We start from the raw sequence: 26,701 nt of genomic DNA, 5'->3' as shown, positions 1-26,701 counted from the left end.
TCGCTACAAGATTTATTGTGCTTAGTACGGATGATTAGATAGAATACGAGAATTTGAGCTAATAATCAAAGAAAAATGTGGAGAAAAAATCGAAGGGGAGATTCTACATAGTTTTGTTTTAGCGATTATACTTTGAGTTAGCTCTGTCAGCTTTGCTATTTTTGGCAATGTAATATATTCACTTTTGCACCGTTGGTGCGCTAATTTGGATATATTTTTAAAATTTTTTATTTATTTCAAAAGAATCGTCCCTACAATTATTATAACTTAAATTATTTTAAGTACTAAAGGAGAAATGGACATGGCTAGCAAATGGGTAGATGACCAATATCGTATTATACGAAAAATCCCTGGTGGAAATATGTCTACACTGTATTTATGTGAAGATCAATATGGTACACCTATTGTCGTTAAGTTGTTTGATAAATGTTCTTGTGGAAAGAATGACGACCTTCAAGAAAAAATATTTCAGCGCGAAGTAGAATCTCTAGAAAAAGTACAACACACTAACATTGTTGAAATCATCGATAAAGGATTTGATGACGCTCTTGAAAAATTCTATATTGTTTTGGAATATGTTAACGGTAAGAATTTTGAAGAAGCTTTTGAAGATTTATGTATTAATGATTATTATCCAAAGCTTGAGCTAATGGAGCAGGTTCTTGGAGCAGTAGAATACTTACATAAGAAAGATATTGTACACAGAGATTTAAAGCCATCGAATATAATGTTCAACCAAGATAATGTTGTTAAAATTATTGATTTTGGTATTAGTAAATTCATAGATACATTCTATAGTGATTATACTGTTTGTAATTATTCTACACCCCAATATCGTTCACCAGAGCAAGCAGAGGGGAAAACAATAACAGGTCAAAGTGATATTTATTCACTTGGCCTTATTTTCTATGAAATTTTTAAAGGGGAAAAGATAAAAGATAAAGATAATTTAGATATTAGCGACTTGCCAGAAGAAATAAAAGATATTATTTCTAAGATGCTTAATAAAGAAACTAATTTAAGATATGCCAAAATATCAGAAATTAAGCGTGATATAGTATATACTAAGTCTCAACTTAGTCAGGATAAATTTCTTAGCTTAGGGTTAACTAAAAAAGCTTCTACTCTTTTATTTCAGTATGGCTATATAGATAAAGATGAACTTCCTTTAGCAGCTGCGGCTATTGAAAAGGACTTATCAGGAAAGCATTATATTAGGACAAAGCGATCAGATATGAATGAAATATCTTATGATCTTATGGGAAAACAGTATATTTGTATTTGTAAAATTGATAATAGAAATAGCAAGCGTTTTACTATCATCAGTATTAGATTTTTGAATGGTGCTGAATTAATGGATAGAAAAGAAAATGCATATGAAGTTCCATACAAAGTGAAAATATCTGCTTCAGGTAATAGAATTGTATCAACAGGAGAAATAGATATAAATAAACTTATTGAAGAAATTATGGAATATGAAAAAGTGAAAAATCAGATTAAAGCTGATAATTTACATGTAAAGGATATTGCAAGTAAATGGAGCGAAATTCTTAAACTTCAAAGAAACAAGATGGAAAAAGAAAAATGTACTATTCGTTATAGGAGTTTTACTATTAACGAAAAAGAGAATTCGATAGAGGTTGAACTTGAAAAAGATGTACTTGAAATAGAATTTTCACCTGATAATATGCTTACAATGACTATGCGAAACAGCATTTTCAAAGTGTACGAGGTAGGTTTTATGCGTGAATGTAAAAATTCAAAGATGATTATTGACTTGGCTAGAAATATTAATATAGAAAATGTGGCTGATTCAGGTGAGATTTCGATAAGTAATAAAATGTTTGAAAGTGCATTAAATAGACAAACAAGGGCTTTGAAAAATGTAAGATTTAAAGAGATTGTTAATCCTACAATTAGTGATATTATTTTTAATCCAGAGAAAGCGACTTCCAGAGAAAATGAATTAATTAGTGCTAAAGATTGTAAATCATCTTTTATAGACAAATCTAAGTTATTAAGTTTGGAGATGGCACTATCAGCTGATGATTTATTTTTGTTGCAAGGCCCTCCTGGTACGGGTAAAACAACATTTATTAGTGAATTAGTATATCAGATTTTAAAAAGAAATCCTCAGAATCAGATTCTTATAGCTTCACAGTCACATGTAGCGGTAGATCATTCTCTTACTAAAATTAAAGAATTAATGTCTGAAATTAAAATGATTCGTATTGGCATTAAGGAAAAATTCTCCGAAAGTGTTATTAATTATACATTGGATGCTTTTTGTCAAGAGTGGACAGCGTCTGTTATTGCAAAATGTCAGGAAGCAGTGGAAAGCTATAAAGCTGAAATAGGTATTGATGAATCCTTACAAGAAAAAAACAATATAATTCTGGAAATCGAACAATTATCTAAATCTATTGAACAACTAACTGAGGAACTTTCTGTTATTGAAGAAGAAAAAAATAAAATTGATATATTAAATGATAAATGGAAATTTATCAATGAAAAGATAATTTCCATGAAAAAATTAGTTCATATTAAAGCAAATTGTATTTTAGGAGAAGAGCTTGCAAATATTGTAGATACTTTTACAGAGGATATTATGGCTTTAAATAATAGACTAGAAGAAGTTTTAGAAGAATCTATTCATCTTTCAGAGCAGAAAGATGAATTTGAACGTAAATATGAGAAAATTAATGTGGATATTGAATCAAAAGAAAAAGATATTGAGTGTTGGAAAGATTTTTTATGTGTATCATCAGGAGAAGAATACGATAATCTAAAGGTAACTATAAAAAATTCATTAAAAGAAAATCAGATTAAGTATAATCAGTTTTCAAAAATAGAAGGATTATGCAAAGCGTGGATTACTCGTGTTGAGCAGGGAGATGGATTATTACAGGAAAGTGTGGCAGATGCAACAGTTGTTGGAGCGACATGCCTTGGAATTGCAGGTTTAGGTGCTACTGTTGATTTGAAATTTGATTGGGTTATTGTCGACGAAGCAGGTAAGGCAACACCGCCTGAAATTCTAGTACCAATAGCTCTTGGTAAGAAGATAGTATTAGTCGGTGATCATAAGCAACTTCCACCAGTTATAGACGAAAATCTTATAAAACAACCACAGGGTAACAATTATAATATTACAAAAAAAGATTTGGAGACAAGTCTATTTGAGTATTTAGAAGAACATTTAAATGATAAGTGTAAGAGTATTCTTGATGAGCAGTACAGAATGAATCCTATTATTGGAGAACTCATTAGTCAGATGTTTTATGATGGAAAACTTATTTCAAGGACATCAAAAGATAAAAAATCAATTCCATTAAAGGTTTTTGATAATAATTCATTAGTTTGGCTTTCGACAGCATGTAGAAACGATAATAAAGAAGAAATTATTAGATCTGGACAATATTATACTTACAGGAATAGATGTGAGGCTGCAGTAATTTTTGAATATTTATTGCTTATTAATGATGAATTAGAAGAGTTAAAGCTAAAAAAGGAAGTAGCTATTATTGCCGGATATAGAGCACAAAGAGATCTACTTACAAGTATTTACGAAAGTAAGTATTCAGCAAGATTTAATAATATTACTATAGAAATTAATACAGTTGATGCATTCCAAGGTAGAGAAACGGATATTGTATTTTATAGTGTGGTAAGAAGTAATGAAGAAGGTAATTTAGGCTTTTTAAAAGATGCAAGACGCTTGAATGTCGCATTTTCAAGGGCTAGAGAGCTTTTAATAGTTGTTGGTAATCACCAGGCAGTTACGAGAAAGATTATATTAGATGGACAAGATAATCCATTCGTTGGAATTATGCAATATATATATTCGAATAGAGAAGATTGTCTCGTAGAAGAGGTGAAGTAAATGATAATAGAAGAACTTGCAAAGAAGAATGCACATGCAATTCCAAATGCTCAGATAGTAAAATATTATGAAGCTGCGATTCCTCAATTTTGCATGGAACTTATTCTCACTATGCAGAAAAAAAAGAATTTATCTGTATTACAAGAATTTATTTTAAAATTCGTAAATGAAGACATGGAAAGTATTGACATTATTAGTAAATTTTTAGGAGTAAATAAGAGTACTGTGCATTCTGCTATTGCAGATTTACAGGCTACAGAACTTGTAACAGTAGATATATTTAATTCAAAAGTTAAGATGAATGACAAAGGGAAAGAGGCATTAAAAGAGGCGGCTCTTATTATACCGGAAGATGTTGAATATAAAGTATATATGGATGGGTTTACAGGAAAAGTATATCTTGACTCAAAGAGAAAATATAGAAAAAAAGAAATTAAAGATTTTGATTTAGTTTCTATAATTCCCAATATAGAAAGACCTGAACTTACCGATTTATCTTTTGAAAATGTCAAGATAGCTATCAATAGATTTAAAAATGATAATGTTTTTGCAAAAGATAAATTAGAAGGCGATTTAATTTCAATACCTGAAATGGAAAAAGTTTATGTAGAATACAACAAGGTCTCGGTCTTAGTATATATGAATAAAAGGACAGAAGACATTGAGTTAAGGATATTTGATAAACATACACGATGCCAGGAATATGAAAATATTCTATTACATATGTACAATAATGATACTAGAATATTTGAGTTTGATAGAAAGAATAATTTTGATGAAATTGAGGATTGTCCATTACTTAATTTATTGCCCAATGAGGTAATTCAAGGGGCTAAAGAATTTACTCAGAAGTCTAAAGAATTTGAAAAGCAAATCACACAATTGCAGACGCAGTTAACTATTATTAAAGAGCAGACAGAAGATGGTTTTGAAGAAGATGAAGAAACAGCAACGCAACAGATTCGTTTTTTAGAAAAGAAAATTAAAGAAATGGAGAATGAGCGTAAAGGTGCCGATAGAATTTTATTTACTTATGACCATAGACCCTTACTTATTCAAGCCTTGAAAGAGGCTAAAAGTTCAGTGCTTATTATTTCCCCTTGGATTAAATCTGGGGGGCTTGATAATGAAGTATTAGATTTAATTGATCAAGCTACTAAAAGAAATACGAGAGTTATTATTGGCTATGGAATTAGTAAGAAAGAAGATTCTGATAGATGGATTATTGATAAGCTTAATGATATAAAAAGTAGGAAATATGGTAAAAACCTTGAACTTATTGCATTAAATAATACTCACGAGAAAGTGCTTATAATGGATAGTGAATTTATGGTAATTACAAGCTTTAATTGGCTTTCATTCAAAGGGGATCCTCAAAGAGGATTTCGACAGGAAACAGGTTATTATACGGAATCTGCGCAATGTATAGCGGAGATGAAAAAAAATCTGTCTCACTCACAAAGATTAAATATTGAATTGTAAAAGAGGTGGGTGATTTAAATGGTATATATTAAATTAGAGAATGGAGAAATAATAGGTAAGGGAAATTTTACATTTGTTTATCATGTAACAAAGGATATAGAGCTATTCAATAAATTTTTTGAAGCAGAGAAAGTATTTAAAATTAATTACATAGATTTTTCACATAAAATGCGTGTGGCATATGAATATTTTGCAATCTTTGAAGAATGCAAAAGAAGAAAGCAGTTATTGGAATATGCAGAAAAGACAGATGAAGATATTGAGGAGGAAATCATAACAGAAATTACGACACCAGCTTCTATTATTAATTACAAAAATATTATAATAGGATTATGTAAACATAGGGTGAATGATTTTGAGCCTATGTTATTAAAATATCAGTATAGAAATAAAAATGACAGAGATAATAGGAGAGCAATTAAAATATTTATAAAGTATATTTATGATTTTGGAAGTAAGAGTTCACATGTTAACAAGAAAATCAAAGATCAATTTATTCCCAATAAAGAAAATTGTATGAAAATGTTAGTTTCATTTCATGATTTCTTGACTATATATTATTCTGCAAAACACAAATTTGATAGCACTATGATTCCTGTTAGAGACTATATAGCTGTTCCTAAAAAAGTATGTGAAAATATGGGATTGTATCTTGAAGCTGGAAAAAAAGTATTTGTAAATGAGAAGAATGGAAGAGTTTTATATAATATATTTTCTTCTGATGTTGAAAATATATCGTTAAGCCAGAAAAGGGATATTGAAACCGTTAATAAGCTATGGGACGAGAATTTTGAAGATCCATCCAATATAATACGTACGACTGAAAATATTTGTAGTAGTAATGGTGATTATAAATATCAAGTATATTCATTACCTGGAAGGCCTTTAAAAATAAATTTTGAATTACTTAAAAATTTATCGCTAAAAGAAAAAATCGATATCATAAAAGGGATATGTCGTGGAATTATGTCGATGCATGAGTATGAACCACCCTTTTATCATAGAAATATTTGTCCGGATGCTTTCTATATATTTAAGGTAAAGGATAAATATAAGGCTTTGTTAGCTCGTTTTGATTGCACGAAGGATACTTCGGAGTATGCTTTATATACGGTATTTAATAATCTTGAAAAGAAAATATTAAACGAAAAGAGTAATATGTATTTTGCTCCTGAAGTAATTGCCGCTAATGTTGGAATTAATGTTGATTGGGCCAAAGCGGATATTTATGCTTTGGCTCAGACGTGCTTGTTTATATTAAATGGAAGACTAGTTAATAAATCAAATAATTACATTGACGTAATTGATGATTGTAGTATTAATGATGATATTAAATATATATTTTTAGAAATGTTGTCGGAAAATCCTAATGAACGCCCAAACGTTGATAGAGTGGTAGAAACTTTAGGTTGATACATGAAACCTATTAAGTGTAAAATAATAAAGTCAGAGATACTCTTTTTAGCGATATTATCGTGACAAAATGGACTATTTTTACGTGTCTCTATTTTGAATAGCGGAGAAAATAGAGTTTGAAATTCAAAGAGGGGATGAACTGCTACGGTTTTAACGGCCTTGTTTCGTTGTTATACCCGATACGCAGAACCGTCTGGTAACGAATAGAGACGGTTTCACCTTTGAAACTTGCAAATGCACAATTTCGTCATGCGGAAGAGAAAGCGAAGATGGTGCTAAAATAAAGGATGGATAGGTTACAAAATTGGTTGGAACTTTAAGGACGGATATCAGATTGTGTCCACCAATACAAGATAATATGAAATGGATAGAACACTATTATATGGAAGAAAACTATTTAAACTAACGTAGTTTTGCTATATTAAGGTCTATTAGTTTCAATAAAATCATAGCTGAAAAACTTCTAAGCCGTGTGTCGCACGTTCGAATCGTGCCAGGCGCACCAGTGAATATAACCAGTCGGAAGGTTGGTAACAATATGAGCCGTATATCACGGTAACGAAATGGTATCGACAATGCTTTTAAATAAAGTGTTGTTGATACCATTTCGATTTTCATATAGATATTTTATAGCATTTACAATTGTTTCATTATGGCTTGGTATTGAATAATTATGACGGACACCGTGAAATTTCTTTCTTTCTACTTTTGCATTTGCAATTATTTTTAACAAAGATTTTCTAAAAATTAATAGGATATTTACGTGTGGAAATATAAATTATGACTTTTTTTATAAGTTTAGATGGAGGAAATATCTATAAAAAATCCGTTGATCTATAATTTATTTTGTGCTCAACAAATTAAGAAAGAGTAGAGTTTTATATTAACAGTTAATGCACTTCGAAACGGGTTTGCATAAAAAATGCTTTTAAAATACAAAATAAGCTGTGTGGTTCAGCACTATATAACTTATTTTACTCCTAGATTATATAGTATACTATATCAAGATTTAATTATATCCGAAACATAAAGGAGACAAATCATGGAGAATGAGACATTACCTCAGAACATTCTAGATAAACTTACAAAAGTATGTCTATGCAAAGGAATCAATCGTACTAGTATAAAAAAAGCGATTGACAATGGCGCAAGAACGATAGCTGAAGTGCAAAAAGTCACGGGGGTGGGTTCCGGGTCTTGCCATGGTCGTCGTTGCACCCCAAAGATTCAAGAACTTCTTGATCAGATGGACCCAAAATCAAAAGGCTAAGACCCGTATAAAATCATTATGAGATAAATGATTGAAAGTGAAAGGCGGTGAGTCTTAATGTTTGATTTCAAATTTGATTGGGATGAGTCTATCAGTGTTGGGGTAGAGGAAATTGATGAGCAGCATAAGGAACTTTTTAAAATAGCACGAGATATCGAACAGATGGTTTTAATAAGATGTTATGGTATAACTAGCGAAATGGTCATCCAAGTTTTAGCGAAACTTAGAGAATATACGACATATCATTTTTATTTTGAAGAATTATTCATTAGACAAATGGATCCTCAATATTTGAAAGAACATCAAGAAAAACACAAAAAATTTAGAAATATTATTTTATCTTTTAATAATGATAAATTGAAAAAATCTCCTAATGAAGTATTAGTTGAAATTGGAGACTTCTTAAAAAGGTGGTTATTTGAACATATTGTTATTGAAGATAAAAAAGTATTTAAATAATTATAAAAATTTTATGGCTAGATTTATCTTTATAATAAGACATTCATAATAGAATTTTTTTAGATTTTCATATTTTTAAGAAAACCTAAAAGTTTTTTACACAATAAAAAACCCACTAAGATTTATTTCTTAGTGGGCTTGTTAATTCTATTAATCGTATGGATTTATTCTTTCTAAATTATAATCTACGACACTGAATGGTTCTGTTTTGTGATTACAGTTTTGGCATAAAGGAGTTATATACCAAAAATCTCTTGAGTTAGCGGATTCCTTCTGTACATGTCCACCTATTTCGGCTTTGTTTGAACATCCGATGCACGAGCAATTATCAAAACTTTTCCCTGTACGAGACTCCCAAAAATCTTTCCATGAATCAAATTCATCGGGCTTTCTGTCAGAAGTTCCATTGATATTTCTTACCGTTGCCATAAGAATCCCACCTTTTCAGCATTAATTTACAAAAAGAAATAATAATTTCCTATGTATGACAATAATTATACAATGGATTCCAAATATTTTCAATCAAATAGGATTTAAAATACCTTTAACTTGAAAATTCTACGGGGTGGTTGTTATTATTGTTTAATTAATCTTTTTACATTTGTTATGCCTCTAGGCAAAATATAGAGATATAACTGGACGATTATTTTTATTGGTTTTATAATAATAATGGTCTGTTTTCAAAATAGAGTATAAAATAATTTGATAAATAGGACAGGAATGGAGATTTATATGGAACAGTTTACGGAAGTTTTTTTAGAGTTTATTAACTCATGGGGATATTTTGCAGTCTCTTTTTTAATGGCATTGGAAAATGCTTGTATTCCAATCCCTAGTGAGCTAATTCTAGGGTTTGGAGGGTATTTAATTTTTATTGGAAAGATGTCTTTTAGCGGAGCTTTGTTTTGGGGAATGGTTGGTGGTTTAGTTGGTTCGCTCTTTGCCTATTATGTAGGGAAATATGGTGGACGACCATTTGTAGATCAGTATGGAAAATATTTTTTAATGAAAAAATCGCATGTAGATAGTGCACAGCATTGGTTTGATACGTATGGAATTAGTGCGGTGTTTTTTAGTAGAATGTTGCCTGTTATTCGTACATTTATTTCATTGCCAGCTGGATTCGCAGGGGTGAATCTATATAAATTTGTATTTTATACGATTTTAGGTTCATTACCATGGACTGCGTTAATTCTTTATATAGGTATGGCATTAGGTGAAAATTGGCAGGTATTACGAACGATAGGACATGAAGTAAGTATTGTTTTTATTATATTGATGGTAATAGTTGTTGGTATTTTATATTTTCGACGTAAACAGAAGAGATAAACAAGTTTTAGATTTTTCACTTACTTCATTTAAAAAAATAAGCAGGAAAATTATACTTGCCTCTTTAATTATGTAGTTTACATAACTTTTTATGGGGAGAAATATTTTATGGAAATAAAAAAAGATATTTTAGAACAAGGTGCGATTCTTCAACGAGATAAAAAAACATATGCAGTTGCTCCGCATATTCCGGGCGGCATTATTACCGATAGTAATATATTACGGAAAATGGCAGATGTTTTTGATAAATATAACGCAGCTGCGATTAAAGTTACATCTTCGCAACGATTAGCGCTTATAGGTATTCAGGAAGATGATTTAGATGCTGTTTGGAACGAATTAGGAATGGAAAAAGGTTGTCCGATTGGTAGCTGTGTACGTAGTGTTAGAATTTGTCCTGCCCAAACTTTTTGTAAACGGGCGCAACAAGACACTGTATCATTAGGATTAGAAATTGATAAAATGTATCACGGCATGGAGCTTCCAGCGAAATTTAAAATTGCCGTATCGGGCTGCCCGAATTCCTGTTCAGAAAATGCAGTTAGAGATTTAGGGGTTATGGGAAATAATAAAGGTTATACAATTGTGATTGGCGGTAGTGCCGGTGTTTTACCTAGAATAGCGGATAAATTGACAGAAAATATTACTAGAGAAGAAGTAGTGCCTTTAGTTGAAAAAGTAATAAAATATTATAAGGAAAATGCAAGAAAATATGAGCGGTTTGGTCGTATGATTGAGCGAATTGGCATTGAAAAAGTGAAAGATGATCTTTTAGGATAATAGAAAATATTATTTTTACTATACTAATTTGTATGGTGAGATTTGGTTATATGGTAGCTCATTTGCTATAATTGCGATAATAATACTAATACATACGAGAAATACTCTCACTGAATAGAAAATTAGTATCGAAAATAATTATTGCTGCGGATAATGTGTCGATAGTGACAAAGGTTAATTTATAATGGTACTTTTCAATAAAAGTAAAGATTGTATTTAGTACTAATATAATCTTGAGATATTCATTTTCTATCCTACTAAAAAGCCCCTTAAATGTTTTGAAAACATTTAAGGGGCTTTTTAATAAATTATAAAGTTGTTTTAATTTTCATCATGGTCCGCGATTGCACTGTGTTTGTAGCTATAACTAAAATAAACGAATATGCCAATTGCGCACCAAACGAAGAAACGTACCCAAGTATCGAAGGGAAGATTATACATGAGGTACCCACATGAAATTACAGCAAGTGGTGATACAAGGTAAATCAAAGGACACTTGAAGCTACGCGGTAAATCTGGCTTTGTAAATCTCAGAACCAAAACACCTATTGCAGCAATTAAAAATGCACTTAATGTACCAATATTAGCCATTTCGGCAATCAAGCCGATAGGAGCAAAACCTGCAATTAACGATACCAAAATTGCACCAAGAATTGTGACAAGGTATGGTGTTTTGTAACGGGAATGAATTTTACATACTTTTGCAGGAACCATTCCGTCACGAGACATCGCGAAGAAAATACGTGCTTGTCCGTAAAGAAGAACGAGTAACACTGTAGTAATACCAGCAATTGCACCTACTGCAACTAATGCAGAGCCGATATTGTACCCGATATAGCGCAGCGCAAAAGCTACAGGTTCGGGATTATTTAATTCAGTATAAGGAACAACACCTGTTAAGACTCCCGCAACAACAACATACAATACTGTACAAACCAGTAAAGACCCAATAATACCAATTGGTAAATCTCGAGATGGATTACGACATTCTTCTGCTGAGGTCGCAACAGCATCAAATCCAATGTAAGCAAAGAAAACAATAGCGGCACCACTCGCAATGCCAGAAAATCCGAAAGGCATAAATGGCTCCCAGTTTACAGGATTTACTTTAGGACCGGCAAGAGCAAGAAAGATAAATACAGCTACTAATTTAATAAATACTAAAATTTTATTTAATTTGGCACTTTCTTGTGTACCACGAATTAGCAATAAGCTTAAAAACATTGTAATTAAAATGGCTGGAATATTTACAATGCCACCATCAGCAGGAACTAAAGTGAATGCATGTGGCAATTCTATCCCAGCCGACTTTAGTAATCCAACAACATAACCCGACCAGCCAGAAGCAACGGCACTAGAAGTTACAGTGTACTCTAAAATTAGATTCCAACCAACGAGAAACGCGATAAATTCACCTAAGGATGCATAAGTGTATGTATAGGCACTACCTGATGAAGGAACGATAGAAGCAAATTCTGCATAGGCAAGGCCAGCAAAAGCACAGGCTAAACCAGAAATAATAAAAGAAATCATTACTGCAGGACCAGCATATTTTGCAGCAGCAACGCCAGTCAACACAAAAATTCCCGTTCCGATAACACAGCCGATGCCGAGCAAAATTAAATCCATTGCTCCTAAGTTTTTTACCATGCCAGAATTTTTAGCCATGGCACGCATATCTTCTATGCTTTTTGTTCGGAATAGATTCAAAAAAATCACACCTTTTCCTATTATTCTTAAAATGTCATAAATAAGAGTATAGTAGAAATGATGTGTTATTGTCAAAGTAAAGTCAGCTAAATAATGAAGGCATAATATTGATTTACTAGACAAAAATAAATATATTAGGGGAAATATAATGCTTTTATAAACATATTTAAAGTTTATAAAAGCATTATTAATAGAAAATCTATTTTTAAAATTTAGAGATAACCTTTAAAAGCCGTTGGTATGGCATAATCATCTATAAGGTTTTGTGGTGAAATCCAATGATAATTGCTTTTGGCAGGGATTTGTTCTAACTCAATATAATATCCTATCATATGCCATTCAATATGGGTGAAAATGTGTTTGGAAGGCGGAAGCGGAGTAATATTTTTTACTTTATAGTTTTTTTCTTGGAGATAATGAATTATTTGTGCTTGGCCCATGTGATTATCTAGGTGAGGTAATTCCCATAGGCTTGCAAGTAAGCCGGTGGATGGTCTTTTTTGCAAAGCAATTTTATTTTCATATTGTAAGCGAAGCATTGTATAACTTTCGATGCGTTTCGTTTTTTTAGGTGTTTTGACAGGGATTTCACTTATGCAATCTTCAGCGAAACTCAAACAAATTTGCTTGAGCGGGCAGCTATAGCATTTTGCGGCTCCTTTTGGTAAACAAACCGTTGCACCGAGTTCCATTAAGGATTGATTAAAATTACCCGCTTCATTTGCGGGGATAACTTGCGCAAGGTACGATTCAATTTTTTTGCGAGTTTTTTCTTTCATAATATCATCGCGACTTGCTAGTAAACGTGTAATCACTCTTAAAACATTTCCATCAACTGCTGGAACGGGGATCTGATAAGCGATAGAAGCGATTGCTCCCGCCGTATATGGCCCAATTCCAGGCAAGGAAAGAAGCTTTTTATAGTTTGCAGGAAGCTTTCCATCATGATTTATAACAATTTCTTGTGCTGATTTCTGCAAATTTCGCGCACGGTTATAGTATCCTAATCCTTCCCAAAGTTTTAATAATTCATTTTCGGGAACTTCAGCTAATGACTCAACGGTTGGCAAGGCAGAAATAAAACGATCGAAATATGGTTTCACTGCTTCGACGCGTGTTTGTTGGAGCATGATTTCGGATATCCAGACGAAGTAAGGATTAGGATTTTCACGCCAAGGTAAAATGCGTGCATGGCTATGATACCAACGGAGTAAGGGTGTAACGATTTCTTTAAGTATCATTGTTGTACTATTTGTTTGCATAGTATTTTACCTTTTGAATTAATTTTTCATATACAGGGATCATATGAGCTTCTGAACAATAGTTAGAAATTTGACTAAAGGGTAGCCATTTTACTCCGCTGTTTTCATCAGGTTTGTATTGTAATGTTTCTGACTCATCAGCAAGAAGCAGATAAGAAAAACAAAGATGTAAATGTGTATTGACGAATTTCCCTTGTTTCATATGACTGAATACAGGGAGAATATCAATTCCGGCAAGTGAATTAGTAAGTGGTGCAGCTTGTGAGATTCCCGTTTCTTCTTTTGCTTCTTTTATTGCAACCTGCAATAAATTACTATCCCCATCCGCGTGTCCACCAGTCCATCCCCAGGATTGATAGATATTATGATGAATCATCAAGGTTTTATCATAAGTTTGATTGACAATAAAACCAGAAACAGCTATATGAGCAAGTGTGTTGTCACGTAATAAAATTGTATCGGGAAATTTTTCAATCATTAGACTCATCGCTTTTTTATCTGAGATTTCTTGTTCGTTTATTGGTAGATAATGATGGAGTTCTTTAATAAATTGCACAGCTAAACCTCTTTTCTTTGTAGATGAATATCATTGTAGCATGTTCATACTGAAACGACAAATGATAAACAAAGCTGCCTCAGTAGGAGTTGTAACTCTTACCGAGATACATGATCGATCGGATAAAAATACGCCCTAAGAGAATAAACTCTTGGGCGTATTTTACTATGCTTTTTAATTGAATTTTTTTAGCATATCAATAAGTTGTGTTGCATGCAACATTTCTGCTTCTGCAAAATGTGCAAACATTTTTGCAGCTTCTGGGTCATCAAATGCATGTGAAAATCGTTGGTAGTTTCTAATTTCCTCTTGCTTTTGACAAAGTGTTTGCTCCATTGTTTTTTTGATATCAATATGACTCAATCAAATCACCTCCTATAGATAGTTATAACCATCTATAAAAGCAATATTTATAAATAGAGTTCTTAATTCAGATGGAGTTTTAACTCCATCTGAATTTTAGAAATCGTTATCCAGGGATTTAGTCGCTCGCCTGTGCTCTATGGATATAACTCCCGCTTGTAGAAGATGGGAGTCTTAGAGCAGGTTAATCATCGGATAAAGGATGAAGAACCTAAAAATGATTGTTTCCAATTTATTCTTCTTTTCATAGATTATAATAAGGAAGTTTATTTCTGTAAGAAGTACTTATTTGTATACAAAAACGGAGCAGAAGATAATGCAAATCTGCAAAAAAGTGAAAAGGGGGAAACTATGAAAAGAAAAATAAAAAAATCGTCATCAACTTTTTATGTGTGTTACCTCTATGGATCCTTTCCATTTTGACAGCATATGCTTTTCCACCATCATCCACACCACTGTATAATGGGATAGATGCTTTTGGCAATCTCAATGATTAGCAGAGATATGTTTTTTTATGCAATTTTAAAATGATTATTGAGGTGAAAGTAATATGCAACCAGTGACGACAAATCCGTTTTTAAATATAGCAGTCAACATGTCCATTATATTTTTTGTGTTATGCTTTTTTGGCTATGTGATTCGATTCATTCACACAGAAAATTGGCGATATCGTCGTAAAAGGCTCTGGAAAAAGTGAAAATAAGCTAATGATTGCGATTATGTTAGTTGCCGCGATATTGTCCTCTATTCGTTCTAATAAAGGAACGACTGATGTTATTATTGGCATTTGTTCAGTTGCGAAAATCCCTGTATCTAGGCAGTTGATGCCACTAGCATTTGCTGCTGGGTTTGGTGGGATTATGACGATGATTGGAACGCCACCTAATATTATTGTTACTGGGACGTTGGAATGGAAAAAGTGGTGCGGGCAAATTCAGATTTTTAAATAACTTTATGTTAGTTTGCATAAATTTGTTGGTAAAATAAGAATTTTTGTAAAAAAATATACGCAAACACTATTGACATAAATAAATCATAGTGATAAGATAAGCCTTGTTTATGAGAGTAAATAAAATTTCATATATAGAATTAGGTGTCCGAAAGGACTTAATAGGGAAGTTTGGTTAAATGCCAACGCGGTCCCGCCACTGTATTAGGGAGCGAACTCAACAAATGTCACTGGAAAAAATTCTGGGAAGACTGAGCGAGCGATGAACTAGAGCCAGGAGAACTGCCTAATTAACAATCACCGTTTGACCTGCGAGCGATGGGAAGGAGATTTATAGATTTCTAAATCTATTTATCTCGACTTATATTTGTCGAGATTTTTATTTAGTAAATATATATTAACTTTAAATCCTTCTTTGCAATTGTAGGCAAAGAAGGATTTTTTATTTTAGTCAAAAAGTTTTCTCCGCTTCTTAGCTTTGGTGGAGAACATTGCTCATATATTTATTTTTTATTGTACTGGGCGTATGCCCGATGTTTCCGCTCGGAGACATCCTTTTTCAAACAAGGGGGAGGCACTCTTGTCTTCCCTTTTTAATAAAAACTCTTTAATAGGTTACCAGTATGCTACAAGAAAGGATTAGGAATATGAAACAAACAGAAGAAAAAGAGCTGCAAGAAGCTGAACTTCCAAAGGTTAGCTTTGATGAGTTTGTTGCTCCTGATTATGAGGAGTGGAAACAAGAAGCAATTGCTACGTTAAAAGGTGGCAGTTTCGAGAAAAAATTGTTTACGAAAACCTATGAGGGCATTACTTTAGAGCCAATGTATACTATGGAAATGGCACCGAATCCAGAAGAATTATCAAACTTGCCTGGCATGGAAAATTATATGCGGGGAACACATGAGGGGGGCTATATAACAAAGCCTTGGCTTATTGCGCAACAAATGGATGATGTTATTCCAGCTGAATTAAACAAATTAATTAAACATGAGTTGGAAAAAGGTGCAACTGCCATCAATATTAAACTTGATGCACTTACAAAACAAGGACAAAATGGTGATAAGATTGACAAGCAAATTCAAAAGGGTGGTGTATCAATCAGTACGATTCAAGATATGTACGAAGTTTTTGCTGGATTGGATTTGAGAAAGTATCAATTATATGTCAATTGTGGTGCAAATAATAGCTTGATGATTAGTATGCTCAGTGCAATGTTAAAAGCGAATTCTCAGAAACTTACTGATGTACATGGCTGTATTGGTGCTGATCCAATTGGTGTATTGGTAGCAAAAGGGGAGTTATCTGCATCGTTAGATGATTTATTCGATGAACTTGCAAAAACAGTGAAATGGACAGAAAAAAATGTGCCAGAGTTAAGAACGATTATCTTGGATGGGCAAGTGTATAGCGATGGTGGAGCTAGTGCTGTTCAAGAATTAGGTTATGTTTTGGCTACGGCGATTACTTATATTCGTGAATTACAAAAACGTGGACTAGAGATAAATACAATTGCGAAACAAATGCAATTTACTTTTTCATTAGGTGCAATGTTCTTTATGGAAATTGCAAAACTTAGAGCAGCAAGACAGTTATGGTCTAAAGTTGTTGAAAGTTTTGGCGGTGATAAAGAAGCACAAAAAATGATTATTCATGCATGTACTGCGAACTTTAATAAAACAGTATATGATCCATATGTAAATATGCTTAGAACAACAACAGAAGCCTTTTCTGCGGTTGTTGGTGGTATTGACAGTTTAGAAGTGCAACCCTTTGATTCAGCGATTCGTTTAGGTGATGAGTTTTCTAGACGTATTGCAAGAAACACGCAGATTATGTTACAAAACGAATGTAATTTATGTCAACCGGTCGATCCAGCAGGTGGATCCTGGTATATTGAGTCTTTAACAAAACAAGTAGCTGAGAAGTCATGGCAAGTAATGCAACAGGTTGAAGTTGACGGCGGCATGATTGAAGCGTTAAAGGCTGGAAAAGTACAAGGCGATGTAAAAGATGTATTGATGCAGCGCTTCAAAAAATTAGCACAACGTGCAGATCGTGTCGTTGGTGTAAATATGTATGCGAATGCGCTAGAGGAATTGCTAGAGAAAAATGAACTTGATGTAGCAGCGATAAAAGAAATGCGTACAAAGCAAATTAATGATTTTGTTGATGACATTGATGAAAAATTTCGTGATGAAAAATTACTACAGTTAAGACAAAGTATTCAAAATAAATCAGATGATTTGATTAATGTATTAGAAGCAGTATTTAGTGCAGGTGCAACATTAGAGGATGCAAGAAATGTTTTATATGAAACCAGTGAAGGGGAAAATATTCCTTGTATGGTGGAAAAACATCGTTTTACAGAACAGTTCGAACAGTTGCGTGATAAAGCCAAAGCTTATGAAGTAGAGCATGGCGAAAAATTAAAAATCTTTTTAGCGAATATGGGGAAAATACCGCAACATAAACCTAGAGCTGACTTTAGTACGGGGTTCTTCGAAGTAGGTGGCTTTGAGGTACTTAAAAATGATGGATTTATGACAACCGATGAAGCAGCTGAAGCAGCAGTAAAATCAGGCGCTTTAGTCGCGATTATTTGTTCAACAGATGATACGTATCCGGAACTTGTTCCACCAGTTGCGAAAAAAATAAAAGCTGAAAAGCCAGAAATGATTGTTATGCTTGCTGGCGCACCAGCACCAGAATATGAAGCATCTTATCGTGAAGCAGGAGTTGAGGAATTTATTCATGTTCGGGCAAATTGCTATAATATCTTGACTTGGCTACAACAACAAGGAGGGATAAAATAATGCAACCTGATTTTACAAAAATGGCTTTTCAAGGACAGGCAAAACAAGAGAGTTTTGCTGAATGGAAAGATAGATTAGAAGCACAAACAGGGTGTAGTGTTAAAGAATTGTATCAACGGACGATGGAACAAATTGATTTAAAACCGCTATATACGAGAAGTGATTTAGCAGGGATGAATCATTTACATTATGTCGCAGGGATTCCACCATTTCTGCGTGGCCCTTATCCAACAATGTATGTAACTCGTCCGTGGACAGTTCGCCAATATGCAGGGTTTTCTACGGCGGAAGAAAGTAATGCGTTTTATCGTCGTAACTTAGCAGCTGGGCAGAAAGGTTTGTCTATCGCTTTTGACTTGGCAACACATCGTGGCTATGATTCCGATCATCCACGCGTTGTTGGTGATGTTGGTAAAGCAGGGGTTGCTGTTGATTCAATCCTTGACATGGAAATTTTATTTTCGGGAATTCCATTAGATAAAATGTCAGTATCAATGACAATGAATGGAGCGGTGCTTCCGGTACTAGCATTCTATATTGTTGCAGCAGAAGAACAAGGGGTAAAACAAGAAGTTTTAGCTGGTACAATCCAAAATGATATATTAAAAGAATTCATGGTGCGTAATACGTACATTTATCCGCCAGCAGCATCGATGCGGATTATCGGCGATATTTTTGCTTATACTTCGCAATTTATGCCGAAGTTTAACAGTATTAGTATCTCGGGTTATCACATGCAGGAGGCTGGAGCGACAGCGGATATTGAACTTGGTTATACGCTTGCCGATGGGCTTGAATATATTAGAACAGGGGTAAATTCTGGATTAAGTGTAGATGCATTTGCACCACGATTATCCTTCTTTTGGGCAATGGGAAAAAATTACTTTATGGAAGTTGCTAAGATGCGTGCTGGACGTTTGCTATGGGCAAAGATTATTAAACAATTTAATCCGCAAAAAACAAAATCCATGGCACTTAGAACACATTCGCAAACTTCTGGTTGGAGCTTAACTGAGCAAGATCCATTTAATAATGTTGTTCGGACATGTATTGAGGCGATGGCAGCAGCACTTGGACATACACAATCATTGCATACGAATGCACTTGATGAAGCAATTGCCTTACCAACAGATTTCTCGGCACGTATTGCTCGTAACACACAATTATATTTACAAGATGAAACAAAAATTTGTAAAGTTGTGGATCCGTGGGGCGGTTCCTATTATGTAGAGGCATTAACACAAGAACTGGTAAAAAGCGCTTGGGCACATATTCAAGAAGTTGAAGCACTTGGTGGTATGGCAAAAGCAATTGATACAGGTTTGCCAAAAATGAGAATCGAAGAAGCGGCAGCACGTAGACAGGCGCATATTGATTCGCGCGATGAAATGATTGTTGGCGTAAATAAATATCGTTTAGATAAAGAAGATCCATTGGATATTCTTGATGTTGATAATGTAGCAGTACGTCAGGCACAAATTCGTCGTTTAGAAAAATTACGATCAAATCGTGATAATGATAAAGTACAATCTTGTTTAGAAGCAATTACAAAATCCGTAGAAACAGGGGAAGGAAACTTATTAGCATTGGCAGTAGATGCAGCCCGCGCAAGAGCGAGCCTTGGTGAAATTTCCGATGCAGTAGAAAAAGTTTCTGGACGGCATAAAGCCATTATTCGTTCAATTTCTGGAGTATATAGCAGTGAATTTGCTGATGAAGATGAAATTAAACGCGTTCGCAAAATGACAGATGAATTTGAAGATGCAGAAGGTCGTCGTCCGAGAATCATGATTGCAAAAATGGGGCAAGATGGCCATGACCGTGGAGCAAAAGTAATTGCAACAGCCTTTGCGGATTTAGGATTTGATGTTGATATCGGACCGTTATTCCAAACACCAGAGGAAACTGCACAAGATGCGGTGGATAACGATGTCCATGTTGTGGGAATGAGTTCGCTCGCCGCAGGGCATAAAACTCTATTGCCACAATTGATAGAGGAATTAAAAAAACGTGGACGTGAAGATATTATGGTAGTTATTGGCGGTGTTATTCCAGCCCAAGATTATGATTTCTTGCGTGAACATGGTGCCGCAGCAATATTTGGACCGGGGACAATTATTCCGATTGCAGCCGGAAAAGTCCTTGAAGAATTGAAAAAACGCTTGAATTGGGATCATGAGTAATTCAACTTATCGACCTGATTGGCAACCTGAGTGTGCCGGCAGTGAATTTGCCTGCCGTGTGATGACTGGGGTTGATGGTGGGCACGACGGAATGACAAAGAAGACTGCCCCGTTAGAAAAAACAGCTGCAAGTGGGGTGAAACGTCCAAGGCTCACAGTCGATGATTATGTGCAAGGTGTTTTAGCTGGTGACAGAATGTTATTATCAAGGGCGATTACTCTAATCGAAAGCAATTCGCCCAAGCATATGGTGCTAGCGCAGCAAGTATTGCAAAAATTATTACCGCATACAGGGAACTCAATTCGTGTTGGGATTACTGGTGTGCCTGGCGCGGGAAAGAGTACATTTATTGAAGCGCTTGGTTCAAAATTGTGTGGGCGCGGACATAAAGTTGCAGTATTGGCGGTTGACCCAAGTAGCAGTATTACAAAGGGCAGTATTTTAGGTGATAAAACGCGGATGGAGAATTTGTCAAAGGAACCAAATGCATTTATTAGACCATCACCGTCGAGTTGCACATTAGGCGGAGTTACGAAAAAAAGTAGAGAAACTTTACTTTTATGTGAAGCCGCTGGCTACGATATTATTTTGGTAGAAACCGTTGGAGTTGGACAGAGTGAAATTACTGTCCGCTCTATGGTTGATTTCTTTTTGCTTGTTGTTTTAACAGGAGCAGGAGATGAATTACAGGGGATGAAAAAGGGTGTTATGGAAATTGCCGATGCAATTTTGATTAATAAGGCTGATGGCGATAATAAGCAAAAGGCCCAAATGGTCAAAGTGGAGTATGAGCGTATTCTTCATTATTTACGACAGGCTACCGAAGGTTGGCAAACACGTGCACACACTTGTTCCTCGCTTACGGGGGAAGGTATTGATGACTTGTGGCATGTTATCGAAAAGTTTAAAGAAACTGTGACCGTAAGTGGAGTCTTTACTTCTCGTCGTAAGAAACAAACTTTGGCATGGGTATATTCAATGGTTGAAGAAAATTTGCATAATCGCTTTTATCAAAATGAGCGGGTAAGAGAATGCCGCAGTCACATTGACGAAGAAGTGGGTGAAGGTAAAATTTCAGCAACTATGGCAATGCAGCGGCTGCTTGCCGCTTATGAAGAATAAGTGGCAGAAAAGAGATATCCGCAAACCGGCTTCCTATATCACAACCCTAAAAGTTACTTTATAAGTATTTGACTCTCTTTTAGTGATTGCTCATTATTAGGTGCACACACGTCGGTTTGCGTTATCTATATAACTATTAAATTCCCATCAATGGTGATGCGATTTTCGCATCACCATAGTTTGTGTTTAATAGGTAAAGGAAAATAATTAATATTTTATAAAAAGGTTGAGGAGGATTAACATGGATTTTCTTGTACAAGGGGTAGAGTTTTTCCACAAAGGTGGATTTGTTATGTATATTCTTTTGCTTTGCTCTATTTTTGTTGTTGCAATTGGAGTAGAGAGAGGTTTTTATTTTAAACGGTCAGATTCAGGACGTAAGTTTGCAGAAAATTTTTGTGAACTTATGGCAGAGGAGAAGTCGTCTGAAGCAAAAAAATTAGCGGATACTACCAATGGAGATTTAGCAGGTATTTTATATCAGGCAATGATAAAACAATCGAAAAATAATGAAAAAATAGGTTCATACTTAGAAATTCAATCTGGAGTTGCGTTGTCTAAAATGCGTAAACGCTTATATTATTTAAATGTAATTGTTACGATGGCACCACTTTTGGGATTGTTGGGTACAATTAGTGGGATGATTTCAGCATTTAGTATTTTTAACCTTGAATCTGGGCAAGCCATGGCAATTACAGGTGGTGTTGGTGAAGCCTTGATTGCGACAGCCATGGGGTTATGTGTGGCAATTATTGCTTTAGCTGTACATTCTTATTTTGCACAACGCTTGGAAAATATTGTAACGGATATGGAGCAATGCTTTTCAGTAGTAGAGGCATATAAAGAGCAGGTGATACATCGTGCGACTGCGTGATCGACGTTCTTTTGCAAAACCAGAAGTTATGATTATTCCAATGATCGATATTATGTTCTTTTTACTAGTATTTTTTATGCTGAGTACATTATATATGGTCGATTTAAAAACTGTAGCAGTAAATATGCCAAAAGCGCAGAACGCAGAAATGCAAACAAATGTGAATTATTTAGTTACGATGAAAAAAGATGGTTCTTTATGGCTTGAAGACCAACAAATTGATGAAAAGACATTGATTGCACAAGCGAAGGCAGAAAATAAAAAAAATCCTAAATTTGCAGTGGTGCTACGCGCTGATCAGGATATTGATTATGGAAAAGTTATTGTATTTTTGGATCAATTGAAAGGTGCGGGATTAACGCGATTTGGTCTGGCTGCTGAATCTGGGAGGAGTTAATCATGCATAAACAATCCAAAGAAGAACGTTTGTCCTTGGGAATATCGCTATTTTTACATATTATTGTATTTGTTCTTGTTGCTTCAACTGGACTTTTTATGCGCATGGATAGTAGCACGGCTAAGGTGGTTGATGTGACTGTTTATGAAGATGTTGGTGGTGGTGATAACGGCGGTGGTGATGATGGAGCTGCACCAGAAGTTACAGAACCAGCAGTAGAAGATATTGTATTAAAAAATGATACAACTATTCCACCAGTAACGCAGCAGTATACAGAAGAACGAAAACAACACATTGAAAAAAGTACGCCTAATCAAACTGCTACGAATCATGGAAATAACACGAGTGGTTCTGCACTTGGAAGTGGGCAGGGGACTAAAGGTGAAGGTTCAGGAAGTGGACAAGGAGAGGGCGCTGGAAGTGATTCTGGAGCAGGAAACGGAAGCGGTAGTGGAAATGGAAGTGGCGATGGGAATGGAGACGGTGATGCATTAAAGCCTAAAACACCACCTAAATTAATAGCTGATGCTGCGCCAAATTATCCGAAAAAATTGCAACGGCAAGGGATTGAAGGGGCAGTAAAGGTAAAGGTTCTTGTTGGAACAGATGGAAGTGCGGAAAATGTAGAGGTAGTTTCATCCTCTGGATATGATGCATTTGATAGTGAGGCAGTAAAAGCAGCGTATCGCCTATCATTCTCACCAGCAAAAAACGTCTATGGCGATGCAGTTCGTTGTCATATTTATAGAACCTTTAGCTTTACAATTACTTAAATTTGATAAGCAAGGATAGTTATTGACCATTACCGGATTATATTTAATAATTGTGAAAATTTTCTTTTAAATAGAGTAATGATAAATTAAAAATAAGGGATTGAAAATACAATGAGTAGAACAAATAAAAAGAAAATGTTATTAACTTTGAGTGTTTGTATGGGGATGTCTTTGTCAATGTCTTCAGTTTATGCTAATCCAGAAGAGTTATTGGATGAGTATTTACTTGATACAGTTGTTGTTACAGCGAATCGTGTTGCGACACCATTATCAAAAACAGCTGCAAATGTGAGTATTATTACCGCAAAAGATATTGAAGAAAATCATTTTCGTGATTTAGCGGAGGCTTTGAAAAGTGTTAATGGTGTTACTGTTACGGAAGCATCTATGAGTAGGCAAGATATTGTTCGGTTAAATGGTGATGATCGTGTAATTGTTATGGTTGATGGAAGAAGAATGAATATGGATAAGGGTACGGCGACGGATAGAGCCGGCATTGATTTAAAAACAATTCCATCATTAGCGAACATTGATCGTATTGAAATTGTTAAAGGAACTGCATCCGTTCTTTATGGGACAGATGCCGTTGGTGGAGTAATTAATATCATTACGAAAAAAGGTGCAAAAGAGTATAAATCAACGATTGATATAAGCTCGGGATCATGGGGAATGAAAAATTATGAAGTTGCAACTGAGGGCAGTGAAAAGGATTGGAGTTGGTTCGTAACTGCTGGCAAATCTGAACAGGATTATATGAAGTATAAAGATTTTAAAACCGGTGATACGAAAAAAATGTCTAATAGTAATTATGATAAAAATAATTTTACGCTTCGTTTGGATAAGGAGATTAATGATAGCAGTTCGTTAACGTTGAATGTTGAACATATGAGCGATCATAGCGGTCAATGGTATCAAGCTCCGGGCTTTGGTTATTCGGGCTGGGGTGGATTTGTGTCCAACCATTATGAGAATGATACGATGGATAAATTAATGAATAATTGGGCGATTACCTATCATTTTAAAGAAGATACAGATATTCCGGGATATTTTCGTTATTATTCAAACTATACCTCACAGGGATTTAATGATGTTGATGGTGGATCAGGATATGCGGAATACAGCAACCATGCAAAAGGCTTCGATTGGCAAGATGGGTGGCGGTTAAATGAAAATAATAAAGTTATTGCCGGCGCTGAATGGCGAGAAACACGGGTAATAAACAACGGTGCTGGTGATTACGATGAAAAAATAAATAATAAAGCGATTTATTTGGAAGATGAAATTACATTAAGTGATCATTGGACATTTACACCGGGGATACGCTATGATCATCACAATATGTTTGGTGGAAAAACGACGCCGAAAGCATCTTTTAATTATAAATTTGATGAATCGGCTAATGCATATATTTCATGGGGAAAAATTTTCAATGCGCCGAATGCGGATGATTTATTTTGGAATCAACCAGCTTGGATGATGTATGGAAATCCTAATTTAAAACCGGAAACAGGAGATACAGTTACAATCGGGTTTAATAAACAGTTATCTCAAAATACTTCTCTATCTACTAGTGCATTTAGAAGTAATGTAAAAGATGCAATTCGTTGGAATTATGATCCAAACACATATATTTCAACAGTTGAAAATATTGATGAGCAGAAACGCAAAGGATTTGAAATAGCTTTACAAAGTAAATTAAGTGAAATATGGAGTATTGATGTTGGATATTCTTATTTAAGTGTTGAGAATAAGCAGCCAAATGCGGATTATATTACTGATAAAAATAATAGCCAACCGAATGGATATCGCATTGGAATACATTATAATCTTGATCGCTGGAATGTAAACTTATTTGGAACTGCTGCTACGGGGAGAAATTTAAATAACTTTACTTCTGCTGGATATTGGGTATGGGATGCCAATATAAACTATGCAGTAGAAGATAATTTAACAGCATATTTAAAAGTTAATAATATTACAAATCGTGATTATGAATTAACTCCATGTGCTGGCAGTCAGGGTGCATATCCAATGATGGGACGCAATATCCAAATCGGGATGAAATGTACTTTTTAGGTAAGTTATTAGGAAAAGGGTGAAGTTGAATCTTGCTTGAATTGGTAAATTTATCAAATTACTCCATGGATAATAATTTAATTAAAAATGATGCGAAAGAGCTTGGAAAATTTTTAAAGCAAAATAACTTAGATGGTATTGAGATGATGCTTTGGGAACCGTGGGATTCTAATTTGCATCCGGAAAAATTTATTTATGGTGTGCATTTACGGTTTTGGAGTGATTGGTTAGATTTTTGGCTAGGAAATTCACAAGGCTTGAAATTAAGTTTCCCAAATACGGATGCGATTAAATCTTGCTTTGGTGGTTTGACGCGAAATGATTGGTTAGCTTTATATAAAGAGAATATTTCAGCAGCAATAAAAATGAATCCTAAATATCTTGTTTTTCATGTTAGTCAGGCAAGAAAAGAGGAACTTTATCATTGGAAGTTTCATTATAAAGATAATATGGTTATTGAAGCGATCATTGAACTTGTGAATGATCTTTCAGATGTGATTCCAGAAGGTGTAACTTTGTTATTTGAGAACTTATGGTGGCCGGGCTTAACTTTGTTAGATAGAAATATCGTAGAAAAACTAATGGCTGGAATTCAGCATAAAAATAAAGGGATTATGCTGGATACGGGACACTTGATGAACACAAATCAAAACCTAGTGACGCAAGAAGATGGTGTAGAGTATATTTTGCAAGTTCTGAATAATTTGGGAGCAGAAAGCAGATATATAAAAGGAATTCATCTACATTATTCATTATCGGGAGAGTATGTCAAAAAGATTAGACAAGAAAACATTACTCGTGATTATTCTATAGGCAATATTATGGAACATGTACTAAAGATTGATGAACATCTTCCGTTTACTACACAAACGGTGCAAAAAATTGTGGAAAAGATACAGCCTCAATATCTTGTGCATGAATTTATGCAGACATCAACTTTGGATTGGCAAACTAAAGTAAGAACACAGCAACGTGCGTTGAGAAAATTTTAAATAAAAGG

General features: G+C 34.3%; 21 protein-coding genes and 1 riboswitch. Of the genes, 16 read left to right on the top strand and 5 right to left on the bottom strand.

Annotated elements, in window-relative coordinates:
• Positions 1 to 301: 301 nt before the first annotated feature.
• The 5 genes from P3F81_RS07945 to P3F81_RS07925 all read left to right on the top strand — a co-directional run bounded on the left by P3F81_RS07945 (position 302) and on the right by P3F81_RS07925 (position 8,510).
• Complete coding sequence (locus tag P3F81_RS07945) at positions 302 to 3,883, top strand: AAA domain-containing protein (RefSeq protein WP_147669832.1); 3,582 nt, start codon at positions 302 to 304, stop codon at positions 3,881 to 3,883.
• A complete protein-coding gene (locus P3F81_RS07940) occupies positions 3,884 to 5,365 on the top strand; it encodes a phospholipase D-like domain-containing protein (RefSeq protein WP_147669833.1) in 1,482 nt (493 codons plus the stop codon).
• Between the two features lie 18 nt (positions 5,366 to 5,383).
• Positions 5,384 to 6,778 (top strand): protein kinase family protein, encoded by a 1,395-nt coding sequence (locus P3F81_RS07935; RefSeq protein ID WP_147669834.1) that lies wholly within the window; start codon positions 5,384 to 5,386, stop codon positions 6,776 to 6,778.
• Between the two features lie 1,045 nt (positions 6,779 to 7,823).
• Positions 7,824 to 8,051 (top strand): (2Fe-2S)-binding protein, encoded by a 228-nt coding sequence (locus tag P3F81_RS07930; protein ID WP_147669835.1) that lies wholly within the window; start codon positions 7,824 to 7,826, stop codon positions 8,049 to 8,051.
• A 57-nt stretch (positions 8,052 to 8,108) separates the two neighbouring features.
• Complete coding sequence (locus P3F81_RS07925) at positions 8,109 to 8,510, top strand: bacteriohemerythrin (RefSeq protein ID WP_147669836.1); 402 nt, start codon at positions 8,109 to 8,111, stop codon at positions 8,508 to 8,510.
• Positions 8,511 to 8,660: 150 nt separating this feature from the next.
• Here the strand turns inward: P3F81_RS07925 and P3F81_RS07920 are convergent, their stop codons facing one another.
• On the bottom strand, positions 8,661 to 8,939 hold the full coding sequence (locus P3F81_RS07920) for a hypothetical protein (protein ID WP_147669837.1): 279 nt from the start codon (positions 8,937 to 8,939) through the stop codon (positions 8,661 to 8,663).
• Between the two features lie 303 nt (positions 8,940 to 9,242).
• Here P3F81_RS07920 and P3F81_RS07915 point away from each other — a divergent pair, with 303 nt between their 5' ends.
• The gene (locus P3F81_RS07915) at positions 9,243 to 9,839 is read left to right on the top strand and encodes a DedA family protein (protein WP_147669838.1); all 597 of its coding nucleotides are present in this window, start codon (positions 9,243 to 9,245) and stop codon (positions 9,837 to 9,839) included.
• Positions 9,840 to 9,947: 108 nt separating this feature from the next.
• Positions 9,948 to 10,619: a ferredoxin-like domain-containing protein gene (locus P3F81_RS07910; RefSeq protein ID WP_147669839.1), complete on the top strand. Its 672-nt coding sequence runs from the start codon at positions 9,948 to 9,950 to the stop codon at positions 10,617 to 10,619.
• 321 nt (positions 10,620 to 10,940) lie between these two features.
• Here P3F81_RS07910 and P3F81_RS07905 read toward each other — a convergent pair whose 3' ends face one another.
• The 4 genes from P3F81_RS07905 to P3F81_RS07890 form a co-directional block, all read right to left on the bottom strand.
• Positions 10,941 to 12,329, bottom strand: a complete 1,389-nt coding sequence (locus P3F81_RS07905; protein WP_147669840.1) for an amino acid permease — start codon at positions 12,327 to 12,329, stop codon at positions 10,941 to 10,943.
• Positions 12,330 to 12,541: 212 nt separating this feature from the next.
• Entirely contained in the window at positions 12,542 to 13,591 is a 1,050-nt protein-coding gene (gene mutY / locus P3F81_RS07900) for an A/G-specific adenine glycosylase (RefSeq protein ID WP_309320266.1), read from the bottom strand.
• Positions 13,578 to 14,147, bottom strand: a complete 570-nt coding sequence (locus P3F81_RS07895) for an NUDIX hydrolase (protein WP_147669841.1) — start codon at positions 14,145 to 14,147, stop codon at positions 13,578 to 13,580. Before P3F81_RS07895 ends, mutY begins: the two co-directional genes overlap by 14 nt.
• Positions 14,148 to 14,321: 174 nt before the next feature.
• Positions 14,322 to 14,510, bottom strand: a complete 189-nt coding sequence (locus P3F81_RS07890; protein WP_147669842.1) for a ferritin family protein — start codon at positions 14,508 to 14,510, stop codon at positions 14,322 to 14,324.
• 707 nt (positions 14,511 to 15,217) lie between these two features.
• Here P3F81_RS07890 and P3F81_RS07885 point away from each other — a divergent pair.
• From P3F81_RS07885 to P3F81_RS07845, 9 genes are all read left to right on the top strand, one after another.
• Positions 15,218 to 15,460 carry an SLC13 family permease gene (locus P3F81_RS07885; RefSeq protein WP_309320264.1) on the top strand — a complete coding sequence of 81 codons (243 nt, stop codon included), beginning with the start codon at positions 15,218 to 15,220 and terminating at the stop codon, positions 15,458 to 15,460.
• Positions 15,461 to 15,584: 124 nt separating this feature from the next.
• Positions 15,585 to 15,763: riboswitch (cobalamin riboswitch) on the top strand.
• Positions 15,764 to 16,106: 343 nt separating this feature from the next.
• Positions 16,107 to 18,275, top strand: a complete 2,169-nt coding sequence (locus P3F81_RS07880) for a methylmalonyl-CoA mutase family protein (protein WP_309320263.1) — start codon at positions 16,107 to 16,109, stop codon at positions 18,273 to 18,275.
• Positions 18,275 to 20,458 (top strand): methylmalonyl-CoA mutase, encoded by a 2,184-nt coding sequence (gene scpA / locus P3F81_RS07875; protein ID WP_147669845.1) that lies wholly within the window; start codon positions 18,275 to 18,277, stop codon positions 20,456 to 20,458. Before P3F81_RS07880 ends, scpA begins: the two co-directional genes overlap by 1 nt.
• Entirely contained in the window at positions 20,451 to 21,581 is a 1,131-nt protein-coding gene (gene meaB / locus P3F81_RS07870) for a methylmalonyl Co-A mutase-associated GTPase MeaB (RefSeq protein ID WP_147669846.1), read from the top strand. The genes scpA and meaB overlap by 8 nt, the downstream gene beginning before the upstream one ends.
• A gap of 241 nt (positions 21,582 to 21,822) precedes the next feature.
• A complete protein-coding gene (locus tag P3F81_RS07865; protein ID WP_147669847.1) occupies positions 21,823 to 22,455 on the top strand; it encodes a MotA/TolQ/ExbB proton channel family protein in 633 nt (210 codons plus the stop codon).
• Complete coding sequence (locus tag P3F81_RS07860; RefSeq protein WP_147669848.1) at positions 22,442 to 22,852, top strand: ExbD/TolR family protein; 411 nt, start codon at positions 22,442 to 22,444, stop codon at positions 22,850 to 22,852. Before P3F81_RS07865 ends, P3F81_RS07860 begins: the two co-directional genes overlap by 14 nt.
• Before the next feature lie 2 nt (positions 22,853 to 22,854).
• Positions 22,855 to 23,625 (top strand): energy transducer TonB, encoded by a 771-nt coding sequence (locus P3F81_RS07855; RefSeq protein WP_147669849.1) that lies wholly within the window; start codon positions 22,855 to 22,857, stop codon positions 23,623 to 23,625.
• 111 nt (positions 23,626 to 23,736) lie between these two features.
• Positions 23,737 to 25,701: a TonB-dependent receptor plug domain-containing protein gene (locus tag P3F81_RS07850; protein ID WP_147669850.1), complete on the top strand. Its 1,965-nt coding sequence runs from the start codon at positions 23,737 to 23,739 to the stop codon at positions 25,699 to 25,701.
• Positions 25,702 to 25,733: 32 nt separating this feature from the next.
• The gene (locus P3F81_RS07845; protein WP_147669851.1) at positions 25,734 to 26,693 is read left to right on the top strand and encodes a TIM barrel protein; all 960 of its coding nucleotides are present in this window, start codon (positions 25,734 to 25,736) and stop codon (positions 26,691 to 26,693) included.
• The last annotated feature ends 8 nt before the right edge of the window (positions 26,694 to 26,701 follow it).

The sequence above is a fragment of the Selenobaculum gibii genome, assembly GCF_030273445.1.
GTDB classification, from domain to species: domain Bacteria; phylum Bacillota; class Negativicutes; order ICN-92133; family ICN-92133; genus Selenobaculum; species Selenobaculum gibii.
The sequence above is the reverse complement of the archived record's forward strand: the minus strand, read 5'-3'. Positions and strand labels throughout refer to the sequence as shown.

Excerpts from the sequence above, each read along its gene's own strand:
- mutY (WP_309320266.1), bottom strand. The coding sequence starts at position 13,591 with ATGCAAACAAATAGTACAACAATGATACTTAAAGAAATCGTTACACCC.
- P3F81_RS07945 (WP_147669832.1), top strand. The coding sequence starts at position 302 with ATGGCTAGCAAATGGGTAGATGACCAATATCGTATTATACGAAAAATC.
- P3F81_RS07910 (WP_147669839.1), top strand. The coding sequence starts at position 9,948 with ATGGAAATAAAAAAAGATATTTTAGAACAAGGTGCGATTCTTCAACGA.
- P3F81_RS07920 (WP_147669837.1), bottom strand. The coding sequence starts at position 8,939 with ATGGCAACGGTAAGAAATATCAATGGAACTTCTGACAGAAAGCCCGAT.
- P3F81_RS07935 (WP_147669834.1), top strand. The coding sequence starts at position 5,384 with ATGGTATATATTAAATTAGAGAATGGAGAAATAATAGGTAAGGGAAAT.
- P3F81_RS07940 (WP_147669833.1), top strand. The coding sequence starts at position 3,884 with ATGATAATAGAAGAACTTGCAAAGAAGAATGCACATGCAATTCCAAAT.
- scpA (WP_147669845.1), top strand. The coding sequence starts at position 18,275 with ATGCAACCTGATTTTACAAAAATGGCTTTTCAAGGACAGGCAAAACAA.
- P3F81_RS07880 (WP_309320263.1), top strand. The coding sequence starts at position 16,107 with ATGAAACAAACAGAAGAAAAAGAGCTGCAAGAAGCTGAACTTCCAAAG.
- P3F81_RS07850 (WP_147669850.1), top strand. The coding sequence starts at position 23,737 with ATGAGTAGAACAAATAAAAAGAAAATGTTATTAACTTTGAGTGTTTGT.
- P3F81_RS07865 (WP_147669847.1), top strand. The coding sequence starts at position 21,823 with ATGGATTTTCTTGTACAAGGGGTAGAGTTTTTCCACAAAGGTGGATTT.
- P3F81_RS07925 (WP_147669836.1), top strand. The coding sequence starts at position 8,109 with ATGTTTGATTTCAAATTTGATTGGGATGAGTCTATCAGTGTTGGGGTA.
- P3F81_RS07855 (WP_147669849.1), top strand. The coding sequence starts at position 22,855 with ATGCATAAACAATCCAAAGAAGAACGTTTGTCCTTGGGAATATCGCTA.
- P3F81_RS07885 (WP_309320264.1), top strand. The coding sequence starts at position 15,218 with ATGATTGCGATTATGTTAGTTGCCGCGATATTGTCCTCTATTCGTTCT.
- meaB (WP_147669846.1), top strand. The coding sequence starts at position 20,451 with ATGAGTAATTCAACTTATCGACCTGATTGGCAACCTGAGTGTGCCGGC.
- P3F81_RS07930 (WP_147669835.1), top strand. The coding sequence starts at position 7,824 with ATGGAGAATGAGACATTACCTCAGAACATTCTAGATAAACTTACAAAA.
- P3F81_RS07915 (WP_147669838.1), top strand. The coding sequence starts at position 9,243 with ATGGAACAGTTTACGGAAGTTTTTTTAGAGTTTATTAACTCATGGGGA.